General features: G+C 54.2%; 18 protein-coding genes. 6 read left to right on the forward strand and 12 right to left on the reverse strand.

Features of this window, described 5'->3' with window-relative positions:
- Positions 1-13 precede the first annotated feature (13 nt).
- Positions 14-571, reverse strand: a complete 558-nt coding sequence (locus ATI45_RS02570; RefSeq protein ID WP_098418145.1) for a CAP domain-containing protein — start codon at positions 569-571, stop codon at positions 14-16.
- A gap of 210 nt (positions 572-781) precedes the next feature.
- Here ATI45_RS02570 and ATI45_RS02575 point away from each other — a divergent pair, with 210 nt between their 5' ends.
- The 4 genes from ATI45_RS02575 to ATI45_RS02590 all read left to right on the forward strand — a co-directional run bounded on the left by ATI45_RS02575 (position 782) and on the right by ATI45_RS02590 (position 4,996).
- On the forward strand, positions 782-1,651 hold the full coding sequence (locus tag ATI45_RS02575; RefSeq protein ID WP_098418146.1) for a CHAD domain-containing protein: 870 nt from the start codon (positions 782-784) through the stop codon (positions 1,649-1,651).
- Between the two features lie 210 nt (positions 1,652-1,861).
- Positions 1,862-3,772, forward strand: a complete 1,911-nt coding sequence (locus ATI45_RS02580) for a 3-oxoacyl-ACP synthase III family protein (protein WP_098418147.1) — start codon at positions 1,862-1,864, stop codon at positions 3,770-3,772.
- Between the two features lie 139 nt (positions 3,773-3,911).
- The gene (locus ATI45_RS02585; RefSeq protein ID WP_098418148.1) at positions 3,912-4,097 is read left to right on the forward strand and encodes a hypothetical protein; all 186 of its coding nucleotides are present in this window, start codon (positions 3,912-3,914) and stop codon (positions 4,095-4,097) included.
- Positions 4,098-4,120: 23 nt separating this feature from the next.
- The gene (locus tag ATI45_RS02590) at positions 4,121-4,996 is read left to right on the forward strand and encodes an ADP-polyphosphate phosphotransferase (RefSeq protein WP_098418149.1); all 876 of its coding nucleotides are present in this window, start codon (positions 4,121-4,123) and stop codon (positions 4,994-4,996) included.
- A 99-nt stretch (positions 4,997-5,095) separates the two neighbouring features.
- Here ATI45_RS02590 and choV read toward each other — a convergent pair whose 3' ends face one another.
- From choV to ATI45_RS02610, 4 genes are all read right to left on the reverse strand, one after another.
- Entirely contained in the window at positions 5,096-6,277 is a 1,182-nt protein-coding gene (gene choV / locus ATI45_RS02595; protein WP_098418150.1) for a choline ABC transporter ATP-binding protein, read from the reverse strand.
- Positions 6,274-7,122 (reverse strand): choline ABC transporter permease subunit, encoded by an 849-nt coding sequence (gene choW, locus ATI45_RS02600; protein WP_098418151.1) that lies wholly within the window; start codon positions 7,120-7,122, stop codon positions 6,274-6,276. Before choW ends, choV begins: the two co-directional genes overlap by 4 nt.
- A gap of 155 nt (positions 7,123-7,277) precedes the next feature.
- Positions 7,278-8,207 carry a choline ABC transporter substrate-binding protein gene (locus tag ATI45_RS02605; protein ID WP_098418152.1) on the reverse strand — a complete coding sequence of 310 codons (930 nt, stop codon included), beginning with the start codon at positions 8,205-8,207 and terminating at the stop codon, positions 7,278-7,280.
- Positions 8,208-8,514: 307 nt separating this feature from the next.
- The gene (locus ATI45_RS02610) at positions 8,515-9,684 is read right to left on the reverse strand and encodes an alkane 1-monooxygenase (protein WP_098418153.1); all 1,170 of its coding nucleotides are present in this window, start codon (positions 9,682-9,684) and stop codon (positions 8,515-8,517) included.
- Positions 9,685-9,820: 136 nt separating this feature from the next.
- Here ATI45_RS02610 and ATI45_RS02615 point away from each other — a divergent pair, with 136 nt between their 5' ends.
- A complete protein-coding gene (locus ATI45_RS02615; RefSeq protein WP_228735915.1) occupies positions 9,821-10,546 on the forward strand; it encodes an AraC family transcriptional regulator ligand-binding domain-containing protein in 726 nt (241 codons plus the stop codon).
- On the opposite strand, the gene ATI45_RS02620 is transcribed toward ATI45_RS02615, so the two are convergent.
- A protein-coding gene (locus tag ATI45_RS02620) for an IS3 family transposase (protein WP_228735916.1) occupies positions 10,543-12,110 on the reverse strand; the annotation gives its coding sequence in 2 pieces (ribosomal slippage) (positions 10,543-11,622 and positions 11,625-12,110; 1,566 coding nt in all). The genes ATI45_RS02615 and ATI45_RS02620 overlap by 4 nt on opposite strands.
- Before the next feature lie 27 nt (positions 12,111-12,137).
- Here ATI45_RS02620 and ATI45_RS02625 point away from each other — a divergent pair.
- Entirely contained in the window at positions 12,138-12,530 is a 393-nt protein-coding gene (locus ATI45_RS02625; RefSeq protein WP_228735917.1) for a helix-turn-helix domain-containing protein, read from the forward strand.
- A 10-nt stretch (positions 12,531-12,540) separates the two neighbouring features.
- On the opposite strand, the gene ATI45_RS02630 is transcribed toward ATI45_RS02625, so the two are convergent.
- The 6 genes from ATI45_RS02630 to ATI45_RS02655 form a co-directional block, all read right to left on the reverse strand.
- The gene (locus ATI45_RS02630; RefSeq protein WP_098418154.1) at positions 12,541-12,918 is read right to left on the reverse strand and encodes a hypothetical protein; all 378 of its coding nucleotides are present in this window, start codon (positions 12,916-12,918) and stop codon (positions 12,541-12,543) included.
- Between the two features lie 247 nt (positions 12,919-13,165).
- On the reverse strand, positions 13,166-13,609 hold the full coding sequence (locus ATI45_RS02635) for a Replicative DNA helicase (RefSeq protein ID WP_098418155.1): 444 nt from the start codon (positions 13,607-13,609) through the stop codon (positions 13,166-13,168).
- A gap of 52 nt (positions 13,610-13,661) precedes the next feature.
- Complete coding sequence (locus tag ATI45_RS02640; RefSeq protein ID WP_098418156.1) at positions 13,662-14,318, reverse strand: peroxiredoxin; 657 nt, start codon at positions 14,316-14,318, stop codon at positions 13,662-13,664.
- 162 nt (positions 14,319-14,480) lie between these two features.
- The gene (locus tag ATI45_RS02645; protein ID WP_098418157.1) at positions 14,481-15,107 is read right to left on the reverse strand and encodes a hypothetical protein; all 627 of its coding nucleotides are present in this window, start codon (positions 15,105-15,107) and stop codon (positions 14,481-14,483) included.
- Between the two features lie 10 nt (positions 15,108-15,117).
- Positions 15,118-16,056, reverse strand: a complete 939-nt coding sequence (gene asd, locus ATI45_RS02650; RefSeq protein ID WP_098418158.1) for an archaetidylserine decarboxylase — start codon at positions 16,054-16,056, stop codon at positions 15,118-15,120.
- Positions 16,056-18,764, reverse strand: a complete 2,709-nt coding sequence (locus ATI45_RS02655; protein WP_098418159.1) for a glycosyltransferase — start codon at positions 18,762-18,764, stop codon at positions 16,056-16,058. Before ATI45_RS02655 ends, asd begins: the two co-directional genes overlap by 1 nt.
- Position 18,765 lies beyond the last annotated feature (1 nt).

The raw sequence follows: 18,765 nt of genomic DNA on the forward strand, positions 1-18,765 counted from the left end.
TAACAGATCCTCATTAACGGGGCCGGGCAAAAACCTGGGTCCAGAAAGGGGAGTATTGCGAGCCCGGCGCCTCAATCCTCGCCGCGCCCATTTCGGTGAATTTGGCACTCATGATATTGGCGCAGTGTCCTGGGCTTGAGAGCCACCCATCAACCACCTCGTCAACAGAGTTCTGGCCCGCTGCGATGTTTTCACCCACCGCCGACCAGCGGTAATTTCTGTCATTTACCCGCTCGCTGATCTGAGAACCTTCAGGGCCGGTGTGGCTAAAAAATTCCAGCTCCGCCATATCTTCCGAATGGCCTCGGGCGGCCTCCTCAAGCTTGCAGCTCCAGGACAGCGGGTCTACGGCGTTAAAGTCCTCGTTGCCGCATTGCCTTGGCTGACTGCGAGCTTCATTCACGCTATTCAGCAAAGACCGATCGGTTTCGTCCATTTCGCAGTCGCCGGCCACAAGAAAACCGGGAAATCCGATAAAAATTAGCAGAGTAAGGGCGCACGATAATCGGGGACATAAGAAAGTCATCACATAGTGCGAACCCGACATGATTACCGTGGCCTGTTTCGACATCTGACTCTCCTCGCTTTTAGCGAAATTGATCCCTGCGCAGCTGATGTTTAAATCTTCTACTGTACGGCATCCTGAACAGCACAATATCCTGTGCAAGAATAATTCTATCAGAGCATCGACAATACACTTATTTCACACCAGTATTCTGTAATGTTGATAGTGTTTAGATAACGTCAGCTGTACCCATTGAATAAAGAGCGGAGTGAAGTAATGCGCTGTCGTCTCAATTCTACCGGTAACTTTGGCAAGCAGCTCAAGCGGCTGATGCAGTCAATTAACAAAGAAATCGCACTAGCGCTTCTGCACGCATGCAGGGTTCCAGAAACGGGTGTCCATGAGGCTCGAAAAAGCTGCAAAGAAGTGCGTGCTCTACTACGGCTGATTAGACCCCAGATTGGTAAAACCGAGTACAGCCGCCGGCAAGACCACTACAAAACAATTTCCGGGAAGCTTTCCGGCAGCCGAGACGCGGCGGTTCGTGTAAAAACCTGGCGGGAGCTGATAAAAGAAAACGCCGCGTTGCAGGAACAGCGATACGACGCCATTGACCGCTTCCTATCTGAACAGCAAAAACTCAATCCACTTGAGGTTAAAGGTCGCGAATTTTTCATGGAGCTGGCTCTAGAAGTAGAAGCTCAGAGCGCAGCTCCTAAAGAATGGGATCTTCCAAAGTCACTGTCGACACTTATGCCCAACCTCAAACTCATATACCAAAATGCCCGTTACGCCGAGAAAAAGGCGAATAGCTCTGACGAAATCGAAGCTTTTCACCAATTTCGAAAACGATCAAAAGACCTGTTCTACTGTTTACGCGTATTGCGCCCGATGTTGGGCAAAGGCCTGAAGTCAAAGATAAATAAGCTTGAAGTAATGACAGAACTTCAGGGCTTGGCCAATGACCAAGCCGTATTGCTCGAATACCTGGCAGATCATCGCCACGAAATTGATCTGGACGATGAACAATGGGACTTAGCCGAGGCATGTATCGTTGCGAAACTTCAGGCGCTTCAAAAGCAGACCCACAAACTGGCGAAACGCCTTCTTTCAGACTCACCAGCTTCCTTCATCAAGTCTCTATAGCTTTCAGCGTCGGGTCATCACCCCTCGCTAACAATACCCCAGGTGATGGCGATTACCCACTGCGAAAACCTGCGGCCAATAACGACTATACTGTTTGGTACACAACATCTAAAAACTGGCGAATTATCGCGGCAAAGTTTGATTTCTAAGGCCGGCAGAGGCGCAAGCAGAATCTGCAGAAATGCAATTTCTTATTAGCAAGGCTAACTCATGAAACCGTTTCGACTGAACAAACATGGAAAACTGGTGTTTCCCTCAAGTATCTTTATTGAGCTCGATTTCTCGATTATTACCGATCTTAACCAGTTGAAGGCGATCATTCGTCGCGACTTCGAAGTGAAGGCTCCGACTGGAACCGAAATCGCCGAGCGGGCGGCTGCGGGAGGCTATGCAACGCGCTATGACCTGTTGCGTGACATCGGCTTGCACCTTTTCTGGGCGAACCGTTACGCGCTGGTGATGTACGACAAGCAGCCGATGCGCTGGCGTGATGTCCCGCGCAACCGCGACGATGTCTTCGTACCTCTGTTGCAGCCCTTGGAGGGGCGGGAAGCCAGGTCCGCAGGCATCCGCGATGCCTACGCGCAGCTGCCGGCGAAGTGGAACGGAGTGGCTGAGGACGAGCTGTTCGACATGCTCTTCGACTGCTTCTCGACCAAGCTCTATCTTGCAGCGTCACTCCCACCGATCAAGGCCACGATTGCCGAGGCGCTCGCCACTGCGGGTGCCAGGACAACCACCCTCGGCAACTACAACCCCGATCACTATCACTACAGCATCGACGACATCCTTGATGTCTCAGAGGAGCAGGCCGAACTCGAGGCGCTCCGGCGCTGGGCGATGGTGCTGCACAACCAACAGCCCTGGGACCGGAGCCAGGCCAGGCTGAAGCCGTTGGCCGAGATGCAGGATGACGACATCGTCGTGCTGTATTATCCGAAAGACCGCCACGTGCTCGACTTCATCAACCGCGAAAAAAGTGATACCACCGTCGCGAAGCAGGCGCCTACGCCCGATTCTGGCGTCGAGCCCGTGAGACCCTATCCGCCGCTGGTGATCGGCGACGATGCGCCGATCCAACCGAAGATCGAGGCGCTGGCAATTCGCAAGGGTGAGGTTATCTGCTCAAACGAGGATGTAGTCCGGAACTCCCCACCCTCGTGGTCGCCGATGAGCGCGGAGGAAATCGCCGACAAAACCGGTATCGAACGGCGCCGTTATACAGCCGAGCCGCTGGAGAATATCGCCCTTGAGGCCGCGCGGGCAGCGATGAAGCATGCCGGGCGCGGGCCAGAGGAGATCGGTGCAGTGCTGTTCTGCTCCTGTACCTCAAGCCGACTTATCCCGTCGACTGCCACCTGGCTCTCAGGCCAGTTGGGCATCATGCAGACCCATTGTTCAGCGGACATCGTTGCTGCGTGCGCCGGGTTCCCGTACGGCGTCGCCGAGTCCGTCCGCTTGCTGCGGGAGATCGAACGTCCGGTCCTGCTGGTCATGGCGGAGAAATTTTCGGACAAGATCGGCAATGCCCGACCGTCGCGGATGATCTTTGGCGACGGGGCCGCCGCCATGGTGATCGCACCGTCCGACGGTGAACGTAACATTCATGTGGTCCAGACCTATGCCAGCGGACCCTTCAGTCAGGTGAACTCCATCATCTGGCCGAATCACGACTTCGACAACGACATCACGGTCTATGGCCCCGAGGTTAAGGCGCTGGTCAAGCGCTACCTGAACCAGATGATGGGTGAGCTTTCCGAGCTCGGACTTAAGGTTGACATGATCGTGCCCCATCAAGCCAACAAGAAAATGATCATCGAGCTCGCCAAGCCCCAGGGGATCGACGCCAAGGACATTTACTTCAACATCACCGAAATCGGCAACGTCTCTGCGGCGAGCATCCCGATCGCGCTGGCCGACGCCGTCTTAGACGGGACGATCAGCAAACGGTCGCTAGTTTTCGCTCCGGCCTTCGGCGCCGGAGCCGTCGGTGGCTACGTTATTCTGTCGCTGGACTCGTCGATGGTTGCACCGGAGGTGACCACCGCCCCCGCCATGAGCCCATCACCGACTAAGGCGCATTCCTCGATTGAAGATATCAAGGAGGCGTTCCATACATAAGTTCTCATTTCAGCGAATTGACGAGCCGCACCTGTTGCGCCTTTCTCGCGCCGAAAGTGGGAAACGCTTGTGATCTGGCACCATGGGCATAGGGTAAAGGTGATTAGAAAAGGTATCTCATTGTGTGGAGGAAAGGGATATGAAGTGGATTATATTGATCATTATTGGCGCTGTTGTGGCCTTCTGGCTTTTTCGGGGCCGCGGTAGCAACAGCATTGAAGATCCTGAGGTGAAAATATTCGAGGAAAAGGATTACTACCTCACATCCGATGACAACTCATCCGATGACAAGTCCTCCTCTGGTGACAGCAACCCACGCCACTGAGTTGTTGCAGGAGTGCACGCGCAATGAAGACGGCGTTCGATACTGATCAGTTCCGCCTAAAAGAGGGGCGTTCTGTGGACCTCGGCCAGTGGCCGACGAGAGTGGATCCTTTTTACACATCGAAGAAGGACTATGAAAAGCGGCTCCACAGCCAGGTAACTGAGCTGAGCGACCTTCAAAAAATGCACTACGCCTCTAACCGCTACGCGATTCTGCTTATTTTTCAGGCGATGGATGCAGCCGGCAAAGACGGCGCTATTCGCCACGTGATGTCCGGTGTTAATCCTCAAGGCTGCCAAGTTTTCAGCTTTCAGCATCCCAGCGCCATGGAGCTGGACCACGACTTTCTCTGGCGCACAAACAAGGCAATGCCGGAGCGCGGTCGCATTGGCATTTTTAACCGCTCCTATTACGAGGAAGTGCTGATCGTGCGGGTGCATCCGGAAATCCTGCATGGCCAGAACTTGCCAGATTCATTACTGGACGAAAATATCATCTGGCGGGACCGATACCAATCCATCGCCGATATGGAAGCGCACTTGCACCGCAACGGCACGCGCATCTGCAAGTTTTTCCTGCATCTTTCCAAAGAAGAACAGCGCCAGCGATTCCTGGATCGCATTGATGAAGCCGATAAGAACTGGAAATTCAGCTTGGCTGATAGTGAAGAACGGAAATTCTGGGATGAATACATGAGTGCCTATGAAGCCTGCCTGAGCAACACCAGCACTGACGATTCGCCCTGGTATGTGGTTCCTGCTGACGACAAGAAGAACGCGCGACTAATCATCGCTCAGATCATCATCAACACGTTCAACAGCCTGCAGATGGCCTACCCAAAAGTTACCCCGGAGCGCCGGCGCGAACTGGAGCAGATACGCAAAACGCTATCCGACTGATTGGCTAGGGTACCAAAGGACCGTCGTGGCAAACGGGGTCTGACATATGACGTCGCCATAGATCGGATCTGGTTACCCCACGCTGGTGTCCGCCGGACCCTAGCTGTCGTCTAAATGTTTGCCCAGCATCGCGTGGTAAAGCTCCCGGTCGCCGATGGCGCCGGTGATTTGTCCGTCCTCTTCCACCAGCAGGCTATGACCGGTGAAGTACCGAATCTCCACGGCATCCCGCAAGGGGGTGTCTGGCGCGATGCGGGTGGGCTGCTGGGCCAGGCTTTCGATAGCCTGCCCTTCTTGCCAAAGCTGGGTCTGGAAGGTTTGGCCACCGCTGGTGACCACCGCTTTTTCCGCTACATCCGGTGTGTGCAGCCAGATACCGTAGCGTTTATTGATGCAACGATTACCGCTGGCGTCTTCCTGTATCTCCCCGATAGGCAACGCCAGGGAACGTGCGGCCAGAACGTTGAGCGGGTTGGTGCTGGCAACAAAGCTTTTGACGTAATCGTTCGCTGGTTCCAGCACAATTGCTTCCGGCTTGCCATGTTGAACGATCTGACCGTCCTTCATAATCGCAATGTGCGAGCCCAGCTTTAGTGCTTCATCCAAGTCATGACTGACGAACACAATCGTTTTCTGCAGTTCTTCCTGCAGGGTCAGCAGTTCGTCTTGCAACTGGTTACGAATCAGCGGGTCAAGGGCAGAGAATGGCTCGTCCATCAGCAGAATTTCCGATTCCGTTGCCAATGCCCGGGCCAGCCCCACCCGCTGCAGCATACCGCCGGACAGCTCAGCCGGTCTGGACTTTGCCCAACCGGAAAGGCCAACCAGCTCCAATTGACGCGCGACTTTTTTGCGGCGCTCGGCCTTGCCCAGGCCCTGCAGCTCCAGACCAAAAGCGACGTTGTCTTCCACTGTTAGCCAGGGCATCAGGGCGAAGTTCTGAAACACCATGGAAATGCGACGGGTACGAATGTCCCGCTGAACTTTATCGTTGGCCTGGGTGAAATCCACCATCTCACCATCGTGCCGAATGCGAATGGCACCACTGGTGACATCGTTCAAACCGTTAACACAGCGCAACAAGCTGGATTTGCCGGAACCGGACAGCCCCATCAAAACGCAAATCTCACCTTTCCTGACACTCAGGCTGGCGTTCTGCACACCGACTACTAATCCGGTCTGGTCACGGATAGCGGCCCGGTCAAGGCCCTGTTCAATCAGCGGCAGCGCGCGTTTGGGATTTTTGCCGAAGACGACATTTACATTCTCAAATTCGATCATGATGACGTCTCCTTAGCATCACTTTGGCGGAAGAACCGATCCATCCAGATGGCCAGCAGCACAATCGCCAGACCGGCTTCAAAGCCTTTGCCGATATCGACCGTATTCAAAGCCCGAACCACCGGGACACCCAAGCCATCGGCGCCAACCAAAGCAGCAATAACAACCATTGAGAGCGACAACATGATGCACTGAGTAATACCGGCCCCAATGGAGCTCATGGCAGCGGGTAGCTCAACCTTGAACAACAGTTGCCGGTTGGTGCAGCCAAAGGCCTTGCCCGCCTCGACCAATTCTTTCGGCACCTGGGAGATGCCCAGGTGAGTCAGCCGCACCGGTGCGGCGATGGCAAAGATCACGGTTGAAATCACGCCAGGAACCACCCCTAAACCGAACAAGGTCAGCGTCGGGATCAGGTAAACAAAGGGTGGAATGGTTTGCATCAGATCCAGCACCGGCTGCAGGAATTTGTACAGCCAACGGCTATGAGCCGCATAAATGCCCAAAGGAATGCCGATCACCACACACAACAGGGTGGCGTACAACACCAGTGACAGCGTCGCCATGGTGTCTTCCCAGTAACCAATATTCCAAATTAGTAAAAAGCTGAAGGCGGTAAAAACGGTCAATCCCCAACGGCGATGACGAAGGTGTGCCGCCACAGTAAAAAGCAATACCATAGCGCCAGGCGGTACCCATAACAGGGCATCGGTCAGGCCGTGGATCATGCTACTCAGGGTATCGGAAACAGTGTCAAAAAAGCCGCTGAAATTAACGACCAGAAATTCAACAATGCCTTCGACGAAGTCGCCGAAAGGCAGTTGGTGCTCAGTTATCCAGCTCATGGCGTTCAGTCTTGTTGGGTGCAGGCCTTGGCCGACACCGGAAATGGGAGGTGTTCGTTACAAAATCGGGCGCTCTGAACCGGTCAGTTCAGAGCGCCACCAAAGTATTCTCTAAAGTATTCTCTACAAAATTCCCATTAGTGCTTTCTTCAGTATTACTTGAGGAACGCCTTAACGGCAGGCAGCGCTGCATCGCCGTTCAAGGTCGTAACACCTTTGAGCCAGCCATCCAACACGGCCGGGTTGTTGGCGAGCCAAGTGTGAGCAGCATCCCGTGGCTCTTCGCCGTCGTTCAGAATGGCGCCCATCACTTCGTTTTCCATGGGCAGTGAAAACGTCATGTTCGTTAGCAGTTTGCCCACGTTCGGGCATTCGTTCAGGTAATTCTTACGCACGTTGGTGTGAACGGTTGCGCCGCCGTAGTTGGGGCCAAAGAAGTCGTCACCACCGTTAAGGTAGGCCATGTCATGATTGGCGTTCATGGGGTGCGGTTCCCACCCCAGGAATACCACCCATTCATTACGACGCACTGCGCGGCCCAGCTGGGACAGCATGCCAGCTTCGCTGGACTCCACGAGCCGGAACTCACCAAGACCAAACGCATCTTGGCCGATCATGTCCTGAATCAGACGATTGCCATCGTTGCCGGGCTCAATGCCATAGATACGGTCGTCAAATTGGTCGGCGTGCTTGGCAATGTCGGCAAAACTGGTCACACCGGCATCGTAAACGTACTGCGGTACCGCCAAAGTGTATTTGGCGCCTTCCAGGTTAGTGATGACGGTTTCAACATCACCGCTTTCCAAGTAAGGGCGTACGTCTGCTTCCATGGTGGGCATCCAGTTGCCCAGAAACACGTCAATGTCTTTGTTCTGAAGTGACCGGTAAGCCACGGGCACCGACAGCACTTTCGCTTCTGATTCGTAGCCCATGCCTTCTAGCACTTCGGAGGCCAGCGCGGTGGTGGCAGTGATGTCGGTCCAGCCAACATCGGCAAAACGAACGGTTTGACATTCGGTGTTCGGAGCCGCCGCCGCAGCGCCACTGATAGCAAGGCCAGCAAAGGCCAAAATAAGCTTTTTCATTTGTCGTTCTCTTTTATGGATTGTCGGTCACAACGTTAGCGCTGTGCGTTTTTCCAATCATGGTGCCCGCACAGGGTGGTTTTAGGCCACGGGTGTGATCCGCACATTAAAGATGGTGGGCGCTGTCCGTGGCTCTTCGCCCCGGAGCGGATCGAACGCCGATAGCGCTCAGATTTGAACGATCACCCAAAAAGTTGAACAAGCGTTCAATGAACATAGGTTAATGCTATGAAGCCTAAATATCAAACGCGCAAAAAAAAGCTCGAAAAATAAGGATTTAGCTTTAAAACTCCTCAACGCAAATTCCCTACCGTAAAAAGTATCGGTTGATCATTTTCTCTTTTGCCGGTTTGTGGAAGTTAATTTTTTTACTGTCGCCGTCCACATGTTTGACCAATCTGGGGTTCATCACCACAAACCACAGTGGCGGGACGTAGGCGAGAACGAACATGCCGAGGTAGCCGTTTGGCAGTGTCGGCAAATTGTCGAAGTGGCGTAGCGACTGGTAGCGACGGGTCGGGTTTGCGTGATGATCTGAGTGGCGCTGTAAATGGAAGGTCGCCCAGTTTGAAAAGATATGATTACTGTTCCAGCTGTGGTGGGGCTGAGTGGGCTCGTAACGACCGTTTTCACGTTTTCTCCGCAGTAGGCCATAGTGCTCGATGTAATTAGCCGAGGTGAGCTGGAACATTCCCCAGAGGGCGATGGCAATAATAAAGGGCAGAATTTCAATGCCCAGCAATGCGACGGCGGTTCCCCATGCGAATATGGTGATTAACGCCGGTTGCAAAATCTCATTGTTAAGGGAGCAAGCCGGCTTGCCGGCTTTGTTTAAGCGTGTTTTTTCAATTTCCCAGGCGCGGAGGAAGGCGCCAGGAATTTCGCGCAACGCAAACCCCCAAATGGTTTCGCCCATGCGTGATGAAGCCGGATCGTCCGGTGTTGCAACGTCGCGATGGTGGCCTTTGTTGTGCTCGACAAAAAAATGACCATAGGCGCAGGGCGCAAGAATAATCTTCGCCAGCCAGCGTTCCATCCGGGTTTTTTTGTGGCCCAATTCATGGCCCAGATTAATGGCTGTGCCTTGAAGCGTACCGATCACAAGCACAGTCGCAATCATGCCGTGCAGGGGGGCATCCTGCGTACCAATAAACCAAACCCCGAGCGCCCACATTGCCCAAAGCACGGGGACCAGTAAGTAGGTGACATAGCGGTAGTAGCGATCTTGTTCAAGCTGCGCCACAACCTCTTCTGGCGGGTTGTTGGTGTCTTCGCCGAGCACTATGTCCAGAAGCGGAATCACCACGAAGTAAAACGCCAGCGGAGCCCAAAGCCAGAGTGCATTGCCGCTGGCCAGAAATAGGCCGGGGCCTAAAAGAGCCAGCATCGGTACCAGAACGGACAGGGCCCATAAATAGCGCTTACGATCTCGGTAGATCTCGCCTGATGGAGTTGTAAAAACGCCGGCTTTGTTCATGGTAACGTCCTTATAGGGATGGGGGCATTTAGCCATATTGGCCCTTTCCGCCCGCGTCGATCACCGTTATAAGTGGCATTTAGTCGTCAAATAGTGCCATTATGATGGCTGTAAATGGGTGGAATGCAGGAGATGTATGGCGTTATTGGCAACGGAAAGACTTCGCCCCGCGATACACCCGACCTATGCCCGGTTGGTGTGTGCACATTTGCGTCAACAGGGCTTTGATAACGAGACGATTCTGCAGGGCACGCGGTTGCAGTGGGAACAATTACTGGGCGGGAACCGCTACCTCAGTCTTGAGCAGCTTGCGCGTTTATTGCGGCGGGCCACAGCGCTCACCCGAACACCGTGGCTGGGCCTGGATATCGGCGGCATTACCTCGGTTTCTGCCCATGGGGCGCTGGGTTACGCCATTGTGTCGGCGCCGAATCTTCGTGTGGTGTTGCACACTCTGGCGCGCTTCACCCGCTTGCGTTTTCAGTTGGTGAACGTGGTTATTTCTGAAACCGACGAACATTTTACCGTGAGCATGGAGGAGCTGTCGGCGCTGGGTGACGTGCGCGAATTTGTTTATAGCGCGCTGCTGGTGACCTATCTTCAATTGGTCGACACCGTGACCTCTCAGCGCTTGCGCAATATTCAAATTGAATTGCCGATACCGCGCCCGCAGTGGGCAGACGTTTACGAACAGCGTTGTGGTTGCCCGGTGATGTTTGATGCGCCGGCGTTCTGTTTGCAAATGCCGGTGAGCGTGCTTGATACGCCTTGCCTTACCGCCGATGCCGGCACCTTTCGCACCGCATTGCGGGACTGCGACAACGGTGATTTGCAACCCAGTTGTCCAAATAGCTGCGTTTAAGCAGCCTGTTTGTTGCGCTCAATTTCCTGCAGTTTTCCAGGGTTGAGGGACACGGCTCCGGTGACTTTCCAGTTTCGAGTATCACCAGACCAACGCCTGGGATTCAGGCTCTTTGCTCGTTCATAAACCGCTTCACGTTTGGCTAACAACTCTGCATCAACACCTTGGTGCCGTTGCGCGGGCGTCACGAAGTTGATGCCGCTGTGCAGGTGCTCTTCGTTATAGGCCTGCTCGAACAACAGCATCCATTGGCGCACCGCCGTGAGTGATGAAAAGCCCTTGGCGGGCCACTTTGGGCAGTACTTCAGCGTCTTGAACAACGACTCTGAGTACGGGTTATCGTTGCTCACTCTGGGCCGGCTGTGAGACATCAACATACCCAAGTCTGCCAGCCGCGCTTTCAGCGTGTAAGACGTCATCGGCGCGCCATTATCTGAGTGCAGCACCGGTGGGTTTTGCCAACATTTCTCGCGCAGCAGAGCTCGATCAATGAGCTTTTTGGCAAGTTCGCCGGACTCTGCTTCGTGGATTTCCCAAGCCACGATTTTGCGGCTGTAGATGTCCATAATCAGGTACAGGTACCAGTGCTGACCGCGCACCTCTGAAGGACAATAACTGATGTCCCAGCTCCACACCTGGTTCGGGCCTGTGGCGGTAAAGCTGGTGGGCTCAGGGACCTTGCGCGGCGGTTTCATGCGGCCCCGACGATTCAATTGCTGGTGTTTCTTAAGCACTCGGTAGAACGAGGACTCCGACGCCAGGTAAAGCCCTTTATCAGCCAGTCGAGGCACGATCTGGGACGGTGGCAAGCTCTGATACTCCCGTTCATTGCAGGTGTCCAGGATGGCCGCTTCTTCAGCGTGAGTGAGCTGGTGTGGCTGCTCAACGCGCTCCGCTTGCGGACGTTGATCTTCCTTCACAGCGCCATTAGTGCGTCGCCAGCGCTTCAACGTGCGCTGGCTCAGCTCCATCAAGTCGGCCGCCTTGTACCGGGCTGCGCCACTGGCGACAGCTTCGTCATAGTCGTTTAAAAGCCTTGTACGCTCGGTCAGCGGTGTTAGCTGTCCTCGCTGTCCGGGTCCTCGCCGTACAAGGCTTCGAGCTTTTTTGATAGCACCAACAACGAGGTCGTTTCTGCCAGAACCCGGTCTTTACGGCGCACTTCCGCCTTCAGCTTCTTGATGGTTTTACGGGCATCACGCTGCTGTTTCTGAGCGGCTTTCTCTTGCCCTTCTTGCAGACCGGTACCGCGTAGGCAGGCCTCTTTCCAGCGCTGCACCTGCTCGGAATAAAGACCTTTCTGGCGGCAATACGCGCTCAGTTCAGCTTCGGACATAGACGCCGTTTCGATCACGACGGCCAACTTGGCATCAGGAGACCACTCGTCTCCAGCATTACGATAACCCGGCACAGGCATTCCTTGTTGTCGACACTGTTTTAACCAACTATACAGAGTCACATCGGATATGCCTTCCTCTGCCGCCACCTGCACCACACTGCGATTCTGCGGAGGTAACAACTTCTTCAACACGGCCGCTTTACGTTCCTCGGAATAACGTGGCATGACTGCTCTCATACCGCCCAATCTGATATGAATTTAGGCAAAATCGCCAACTGGACAACAAGGCTGACAGAGGGGGACAATCAGCTGCGCCAGCTTGATAACGGCGGTGCGTTGAGCCAGCAGGTGAGCAATTGTTTGCTGAACAGCCCGGATGGCTATCCGAGCCTTGACGATGTGGCGTCCAGATTAGCCATGTCGCGACGCACGTTGATCCGTAAATTGAAAACCGAGGGCACCAGCTATCAGGATCTGCTGGATGGAGTGCGGCAAGAACTGGCGGCCTGGTATCTGTTGGAGACACAGATTACGGTTGAGCAGATCGCGGAACGACTGGGTTATCAAGACACCTCTAACTTTAGCCGTACGTTTCGTCGCTGGTTTGGTACGACCCCTCACTCCATGCGGAGCGGGGGCATATAGCGCTGCCCGATTAGGGAGTTTGGAGCACCGCTTTACTTGAACGCAGGAGTTGGATGATCGAGGCGGCCGAGCCAATCAACATCACTGTAATCAGGATCGCAGCAAAAAGTTTTGGCTCACCATCGGCATAAGCCTGCCAACTCATAGTCGAACGCCAGCTAAACGTTGCGCAGAGCAGTAGCGTGGTCAATCCGGCGGCTATTAATGCCGGCCAACGACCGCCCTTCAGCAACCAGAATCCCCACAATGCACTCAGTATCCCGAAGGTAGCACCTGACATCAAAGCCGTTTTGGCTGCCGCCGGATTGGAAGCAAATCCCACCAAACCACACACGATCAAAAAAAGTCCGTACCCGATATACCAGCGGCCAATGCTTGTTCTGCTCATTTCTATCCGCTACCGATTAGTGTTGAAAGAAATTGTAGACCGTCTCGTTCGCCAGTCAGTTCAGGGTCAGAGAGAGGCCTTGCGCGTCCCGAATGATGAACATTCGTTCCGATTAAGCGATTGCTCATTCGACAACGTGCGCGGCCAATAGTTTCGTATGGATCTTCAATTCTTAGCTCTTGGTTTCAAACAATAAGCGCTGCGCTTTCTCATAAGCCTGCTTCCATTCTGCGCGCGGTGCTAAACGCTACGGCCGTGTGGAAGTGGCCTGGCCTGCTAATAGTTTTTCAAGCAGCTCATCTATTTCTTTTTTAAATTCTTTATCGTCAATCCTGTCAGCGCTTATTTTCGCATTTTCAAGATTTTTGATAGCTGCGTCAGTCTGGCCTACTTCGATTTGCATTGTAGCCATGGAAAATGCGATGGATGACATATGGTCTTTCGAATCCATAGCGACGGCTTTTTTCAGAGCTTTTTCATAACCAACCAGAGCGTCTTCGATCTCTTCTTCAAAGTCGGCCAGTGTTTCCCATTGTTCCGGGTGATCTTTATCGGTGTTTTCGTTATCGGTGCAAACAGCCTTCAACTCTGCATAGAGTGAATTGAAGGCCTCTCTGTCATCTTTATCGGCAGCCTTCATTAGCTTTTCGGCTAACTCATAGACGGACTTGTGTATTTTGGTATTAATCATTATGAACCACCTGCTGCCGATGCTTATTGCAATAAATATCTAGCTGAATTGCTTACTTCTTCGGTGCTTTTGCAAAGCGCAGGTAAGGCAATTTAATGTCGATCTCGCCGAATTTTTCCTTTGCCTGCTCATCGTTCAGAGCCAGCCCTACAATCACGTCCTGACCTGGAACCCAGTTAGCAGGCGTTGCGATACCGGCACCGTCTGTGATCTGGACAGCGTCAAGGGCACGCAAAATTTCCGCAAAGTTGCGACCTACAGACATAGGGTACGACATGGTCAGTCGAACCTTTTTGTCCGGACCAATAATGAACACCGTCCGCACAGTAGCGCTGTTGGCAGGCGTACGATTCTCGGGCAGATAGGCACCGGCCGGCAGCATGTCGTAAAGTTTGGATACCAGCAAAGACGTGTCATCAATAATCGGGAAGTCGGCAGCCGCACCGGAAAACGCTTCGATATCGCGCTTCCACTTCATGTGCTCTTCAACGCTGTCTACCGATACGCCCATCACCTTGGTATTGCGGTTGGCGAATTCAGGGACAAGCTGAGCAACAGCACCAAATTCGGTGGTGCATACCGGTGTGAAATCCTTTGGATGTGAAAACAGGATGGCATAGCTGTCACCAATCCACTCGTGAAGCGTGATCTTGCCGTCTGTGGAATCCACAGTGAAGTCTGGAGCTGTGTCGTCGATACGAATAGACATAATTGTATTCCTTGGTTGTTATGACGGAGTAAAAGCGACTAAACCATCGCTCTGCCTGCTCTGGTTAAGCTGCGCCGAAATCCAGGGGATGAATACCGCCCGGGTTGATCGTACTGCGGGCCAATCAATGATTATACATATTTTGCATCGCCAAGCGGTTTTCTAGGTTCGCTGGTCAAGCGGCACGTCGTCGTACCAGTCCTCCATTGTGTCGTACATCTCACCCTTGAGGATGTAGTAGGGCGCTTTCTGGTAGATCTTGATGTCGTGAAACGGGTCGGTGAAAATCTTGGTCATCCACACCAGGCCGGACTGCACACCCATGAGTTTGAACAGATGTACGGTTCTGAACACCACGGCACCCAGGCCGACAAACAACCATATCAGTGCGGTGTTGCTGATGAATCCAACCAGATCCGTTGCCGGCGAGAGCCGGCCGAGCAGATCGGGGCTTAGGAGCAGTGCCGCCGGGGTCAGTGCCCAGATCGATAGCAGCACCACCTTGCGGTTAAGGTTGTAGCCCACTTTCACACGTTCCTTGAAGTCGTGGCTGGCCTTGTTCACCTCATCGTAAGTCTTGGGTTCAAAGAAGAAATGACCCGTTTGGCGCAGTGTCATAGCCAGTAGCCAGCCAACAAGAGCCGCTGCCGCCGGATGAAAAAACACCAGGCCATAGCTGATCAGAAAACAGCTTGCGCTGAGCAGATGCAGGAACTGGTTGATCCGGTTGTGGTGATAGTAGCGGTGATCGTCCCACCGTTGTTTTTGTAATTCCTCACGAAATGTCATGGCAGCGTCCTTATACATCAAGTGTTGCAGTGGGTTCTTGGGACAGACTGGGATCGTGCAAAGGCCGGGCCGGCAGTGGGTGGCCTGACAACAGCGCTTCACCCATTCTGATCGGCTGACCTTCGGCGATTCCGGGGCTTAGCTGGTATTGCTCTGAGGCAAAAACAAGGATGGTAGAGCCGTGCTGGAAGTAGCCCATTTCTTCGCCTTTGCGCAGCGTCGCATTGCACGGAATCAGGTTGGCACCCCGATATTTCAGATCCAGCGGCTCGGCCAGAAAATGAAATTTCATGCTGGCCACCAGAATGGCGGCAACCGGCACCAGCGTCAGGCTGTAATCTGAATCGCCAAACTCCAGCTCCAGAACCGCCCGCTCGTTTTTGCAAAACAGTTTTTCGACTTTTTTCAGGGCGATGGGGTTCACGTTCCAGGTGTCCCCGGACACGTAGTTCACCCGGCGAATCTCGCAGTCTACCGGCGCATGAAACCGGTGATACATGCTGGATTTAAGCCGCAGGGTGACAAACTGGCCGTTGCGGTAGCGCGCTACCAGCCTGGCATCCGGGATCAGTTCTTCCAGGGTGTAGGGAAAACCCTTGGCCTGAAACAGCCGGTTGTCGCGAATGCGGCCGCAGGCGCCAACGATGGCGTCGCACGGGCTGCTGACAGCATCCGGCCGGCTGTCTAGCGGGCGCAGGCCGGGTTTCAGCTGCCGTGTGAAGCACTCTTGCAGGCTTTTAAAACGCGGGTTTTTGGCGTCCTGTAACCGAAGGTCGTCACAGAAGCACTGCCAAATGGCAATGGATAGCCGGGTCAGGGCCGGGCTTTCAATACGGCTGAACCAGCCCATGAACAAGGTGAGCCAGCGCCGGGGCAGGCGGTTGGTCAGCAGGAAGTTCAGTTGTTCACCGGTGGTTAAACCAGGCGTTGCCTTATTGGCCGAGCTCACTAGGCTACCGTCACTTCAGCGTGAACCTGTTCCGGGTAGTCCAGCCCCAAATCCTCAAGAAACTTCCGCATGATGGGTTCTGCCTGGAACCGGGCTGCGCGTTTGCGAGCATTCTCGGCCATAACATGGCGGTCGGTTGAGCCGCTGAAGAAATCCGCAACGGCTTCGGCCATCGTGCTTACATCCTCCGTCAGGTAACCGCTAACTCCGTGCTCAAGGATGTCTTTCGGCCCCTTACAGTTGTAAGCCACTGCGGGCATGCCGTGAGTGAAGGCTTCAAGCAGCACGTTGCCGAAGGTGTCAAAACGCGAAGGAAATACAAACAGATCCAGCCCCAGATACAGTGACGCCAGTTGCTCCCGGGTTTGCCAGCCTAAAAATACGGCATCCGGCATGGCTCGCTGAAGGTCTTCGCTGGCAGGGCCTGAGCCGGCCACAACGATTTGCAGGTTGGGCAGTGAACGGCGCGCTTCCTGAACGATTTCGGGCAGATCGAAAATGCCTTTTTCGCGGCTTAGCCGGCAAGCAATAAACAGCACTGGGGTTTTGGCGTTGGCGCCTGGAATCAGGTCCGACTTGCGGACAGGTTGCACCTGAAGATCCCGCGGAGCGGTGTGGTGGGCGGTCAGAAATACTTTGTCTTCTGGCAGCTGCATTTCATGTCCGGTCAGCCAGTCTCTGTGTTCACGGTTGAGCACGAACACACCGTCAAACCGACTGTAGAGCGCCCGCATCAGGCGCCGCACCCGGTCTCTTTCGTGCTGATTCAGATGGGTGGTGTGGGCTATAAAATCAATCCAGTCTGTGTGCATAAAGAAGTAGCAGGGCACGTTGAACATCTGTTGCAGAAACAAGGCAACCAGTGCCATGGGGCCTTCGGTGGAGCAGACAATCCGGTCGTAGCCGCCTTCATAGAATATGCGGGCAATTTCCATCACATCCGGCACCCGCAGGGTTTGATCGCCGAAGGGGTGCAGGTCAATGTCCGCAATGGGCCGAACCACGCTCAGGTGGGGCTCGGGCACGGCGTCGGAATGGCAGATCAGAAAATCAAGCGGCAGGTTGGTGCGTTTAATCTCTTTGAGCTTCCCGCTCAGCGAGGTGGACACGCCGTTTTTATCCAGCAGCGTGTCGGTCAAACACAACGCCCGCCGGGAGTGCTCGTTTTTGCCAAGTTGCCGGGCGAACCGGTTGAGCAGATCGCGGTTTTGATACAGCACGCGGGTTGAGGCAAGAGTAGACCCAGCCAGTATGGTGCTGATCAACACCGGGAACGAGAGGTTGTTCAGAACCTCGGCCAGGTTAATATTGCTCATGTTGTCTTGGCGCTTGCCGTCGCCCAGAAACAGGGCCGTGAGCTGGCTGGGTATTTCCAGTTTGCGGGTTAGCTCCTCGGTGGAAAAATCTTTCAGGCTGGGGCCCTGGTGCTTGTCCACTGCTTTGCGAATCCGTTTGGCGATCAGGTGATTCAGGTGGTTGAACAGCTCGCCGATGATCTGGTTGACGGTGTCCACAAACGCTTCGGGATTGTTGCGCTTGCTGTCGGCGATTTTATCCAGCTGGGTAATGCAGAACGCGTAGTCTTTTGACGCCTGCCATTTCAGAAACCGCGCGGGTTTCTTGCCTTGAAGTGCATCGTGTATGAGCGCGAAAAACACGGTGGTTTTCTTGTGCTTCTGCATTTCCAGAAACAGGTTGGCGACCATAAAGCAGCCCATCTTGTCCCAGGTAGACCCGCGGTGAAGGAAAATTCGAAGCAGGCCCGGGTCCTTCAGTTTGGTGGCCGCCTGGGCGAGGTAATCCAGCAGGGCGATGTTGAGTTTCTGGTTCTCGCCAACGTTGCCGAAAGGCGCCACCTGGCCGTTGCGCAGTGCTTCCAGTGCCAGATCGGATGCGGGTTGGGTTTTCAGGCGTTTTTGCAAATCGGGCACGTAAAGCTGTGAGCCACAAAGGCCGGCAAAAATGCCGGTGTGGTCGTCAGAGCCGCCGGTCACCACTTTGGGTTTATCCGGGTTCACCCCAAATTCTGCGGGGTCCAGTTTGTGCTTGCGGGCATAGGCTCGAATGCGGTCTGGCGTCAGGCTTTGCACCCAGTTCAGTGTGAGCACGCTCTGCCAAAGATCCCGCTGGCCGTTCAGCACTTCAAAGCGCCAGAACATGACCGCCAGCTTTTCGAACAGGCACAAATCAATCCGCTCGTTGCGGCTGTAGAAATAGAGCGGATGGGGCAGAATCACCGGGATGTCATAACAGGCGGCATAGCGCAGAAAGTCGTAGATATTCTGGCGCTTCTCGTTAAGGAGTATTTCCTGTTCGCGGGTGAAACCGTAAGTGAGCACGTGAATAAACAAATCGTACTCGGGGAAGAAACAGGTGAACTCGCAGCCCACCAGTACATCCACGCCTTTGTCTTGAAGCGCCCAGCAAGACCGCGCGTTGTTGTGGTTGGTGACGGTCACCACGGAACTGCCGTTCTGCCCCAGAACCTCCACCAGTTTCTTGGTTTTAATCCAGGTTTCGGGCAGGCGCAGTATTCGGCCCCAGAGTTCATCGGGCACGTCGCTGTTGTGGTCGTGGCAGTGAAAGTCGATCTGCAGGCAGTTTTCGGGGTCGAAACGCCGGGCCTGCTGACTGAGAAAATCGTCAAATTCTGCTCTAAGCCCATTACGGAACTGCGGTTCGCCGTTGCTCTGGGATTGCATAGTCATA

The sequence above is a fragment of the Marinobacter sp. LV10MA510-1 genome, from assembly GCF_002563885.1.
Taxonomy (GTDB): Bacteria; Pseudomonadota; Gammaproteobacteria; order Pseudomonadales; family Oleiphilaceae; genus Marinobacter.

What these genes read in the sequence shown, in the direction of transcription:
- ATI45_RS02625 (WP_228735917.1), top strand. Translation starts at nt 12,138, where the DNA reads ATGAATTTAGGCAAAATCGCCAACTGGACAACAAGGCTGACAGAGGGG.
- ATI45_RS02610 (WP_098418153.1), bottom strand. Translation starts at nt 9,684, where the DNA reads ATGAACAAAGCCGGCGTTTTTACAACTCCATCAGGCGAGATCTACCGA.
- ATI45_RS02640 (WP_098418156.1), bottom strand. Translation starts at nt 14,318, where the DNA reads ATGTCTATTCGTATCGACGACACAGCTCCAGACTTCACTGTGGATTCC.
- ATI45_RS02605 (WP_098418152.1), bottom strand. Translation starts at nt 8,207, where the DNA reads ATGAAAAAGCTTATTTTGGCCTTTGCTGGCCTTGCTATCAGTGGCGCT.
- ATI45_RS02590 (WP_098418149.1), top strand. Translation starts at nt 4,121, where the DNA reads ATGAAGACGGCGTTCGATACTGATCAGTTCCGCCTAAAAGAGGGGCGT.
- choW (WP_098418151.1), bottom strand. Translation starts at nt 7,122, where the DNA reads ATGAGCTGGATAACTGAGCACCAACTGCCTTTCGGCGACTTCGTCGAA.
- ATI45_RS02635 (WP_098418155.1), bottom strand. Translation starts at nt 13,609, where the DNA reads ATGATTAATACCAAAATACACAAGTCCGTCTATGAGTTAGCCGAAAAG.
- ATI45_RS02570 (WP_098418145.1), bottom strand. Translation starts at nt 571, where the DNA reads ATGTCGAAACAGGCCACGGTAATCATGTCGGGTTCGCACTATGTGATG.
- choV (WP_098418150.1), bottom strand. Translation starts at nt 6,277, where the DNA reads ATGATCGAATTTGAGAATGTAAATGTCGTCTTCGGCAAAAATCCCAAA.
- ATI45_RS02575 (WP_098418146.1), top strand. Translation starts at nt 782, where the DNA reads ATGCGCTGTCGTCTCAATTCTACCGGTAACTTTGGCAAGCAGCTCAAG.
- ATI45_RS02630 (WP_098418154.1), bottom strand. Translation starts at nt 12,918, where the DNA reads ATGAGCAGAACAAGCATTGGCCGCTGGTATATCGGGTACGGACTTTTT.
- ATI45_RS02580 (WP_098418147.1), top strand. Translation starts at nt 1,862, where the DNA reads ATGAAACCGTTTCGACTGAACAAACATGGAAAACTGGTGTTTCCCTCA.
- ATI45_RS02645 (WP_098418157.1), bottom strand. Translation starts at nt 15,107, where the DNA reads ATGACATTTCGTGAGGAATTACAAAAACAACGGTGGGACGATCACCGC.
- ATI45_RS02615 (WP_228735915.1), top strand. Translation starts at nt 9,821, where the DNA reads ATGGCGTTATTGGCAACGGAAAGACTTCGCCCCGCGATACACCCGACC.
- ATI45_RS02585 (WP_098418148.1), top strand. Translation starts at nt 3,912, where the DNA reads ATGAAGTGGATTATATTGATCATTATTGGCGCTGTTGTGGCCTTCTGG.
- ATI45_RS02655 (WP_098418159.1), bottom strand. Translation starts at nt 18,764, where the DNA reads ATGACTATGCAATCCCAGAGCAACGGCGAACCGCAGTTCCGTAATGGG.